A 1,630-nucleotide genomic window follows, 5' to 3' on the forward strand; every position below is an offset into this window, starting at 1 on the left:
TTCGGTATGAACAAAAAAACACACTCCGGCCGCGTGAAGCCGGAGTGTGTGGTTGGGGTTTACCGCTCTGCAATCCAAATCAATTGCAGGCGGATTGTGGATAACGCTGACATTCAAGCCATTGAGCCGCGAACAAGGCGAAATCGGCCAAATCCACCTGGCAGTCGCCGTTCAAATCAAACGCCGTCAGCGGGTCTTCCTCGTCTTCCATACACACGAACTTGCTCGGTTCAAAATCCACATACAGCTGGGCGATTTGAACCGGTGTCAGAGGATAACTGTAAATCCGCACGTCGTCAATAGCCCCGTCAATCGATTGTTCCGTGGCCCGTCCGCCGATGGAAAGCGGGGCCGCCGCCAGCGGAGCACCCGAAATGTCCAGGACAATCGTCTCGTTGTTGTCGCCGTCAGTGTAAATGGTGTACGAGGTAGTCTGCGGGTCATAAACGGCTGTAATCATATGCCATTGTCCGTCATCCAGAGCAATGTTCGGATTGCCGTCCGCCCAGAAGGCCGGGTCGTTGTTCGAATCGAAGAAGAAGACCGCCTGATTGCGCCAGGCCTTGTCCACGCCGAACAGCCAGCCCGCCGTGCCTGCATCCAGCTTGGAAACCGGAAGCCGCCAGCCGACTGCACTGTTTTCTTTGTACCAGAAACTGATGGTAAAGCCGAGCGGATAGAAATTGAAGAATTCAGGAGTTTCAATTTCCACATAATCCGCCGTGTTGGCAAAGATGATTGCATTGCCGTTGATGCCGGCTCCATAGGTGTCAAGGCCGGTTCCGCCGCCGGCCATCGTTCCGTGATGCGCCGGAGCGCCGGGCACACTGGCCGAGACCGAATCCAGCAGACTGCCGTCAAACTTCCAGTGCCCCATCAGCCGTTTTGTCCACACCCAGGCCGCCTTCGAAGGAGCCGACGGGGTCAGGCCGTTATAGGCAATGCAGTAATATTGTCCTTCGTGGGCGACGGTGGGGGCCGTAATGGTCAGCGTGTTGGTTGTTGTGCCCGAATAAACGCTGTTGTCTGTCAGCGGAATATCCGGAGTGCCCACCTTAAACCACTGATACGTATTGGCGACGTCGTTGGCGACAATGGAAAGGACCGCATTCGGTGAAGCGACCGTATTCACAGGGTCAACCAGAATCAGAGGCGTCGCCCCCTTGGCGGTAAACGACCAAATCGGCCCTAAAATGTTATTAGGATCACCTGCCGGATACGCATTTCCTGTGCCGTTGTCCAGCCCTTCTTCGATGCTCCAGTAATACATGCGTCCTTCCGCCAGCGTAATCGTGTAAGAAACATCCGGGTTGTTCCAATCTGTGTGGGGAACTTGTCCCACATAGCTGAGAGACGTTTCGCTTTCGCCCACCCAGATATAGTGCGTCCGAATCTTCGGATTCACCGGATAAACGTCGTTGGGGTCAACGCCCGCCTTCCAGTTCAGCTGCACCTGCGTCTGGGTCGGATTAATCAGCGTTCCGACGGACCCGTCCACATTCTGCGGCAGGGGATTGGGGTCCCGGGCGCAAAGCGGCGGAATCGCCGTCAGAATCATTCCGCCCGGAATTGTTTGCGTATCAACGACAATCGTCCCGCCTCCGCGGCTGCCCGGTGTGGTTCCATAGGC

Annotated in this window: 1 protein-coding gene; it reads right to left on the bottom strand. The window is 56.1% G+C overall.

Going from position 1 to position 1,630, the window contains the following annotated elements:
• Positions 1 to 79: 79 nt before the first annotated feature.
• Positions 80 to 1,630, bottom strand: a 1,551-nt coding sequence (locus tag WHS88_12670; GenBank protein ID MEJ5261033.1) for a LamG domain-containing protein, incomplete at its 5' end; no start/stop codon positions are given.

This window comes from Anaerohalosphaeraceae bacterium, assembly GCA_037479115.1.
In the GTDB taxonomy this organism is placed as follows: domain Bacteria; phylum Planctomycetota; class Phycisphaerae; order Sedimentisphaerales; family Anaerohalosphaeraceae; genus JAHDQI01.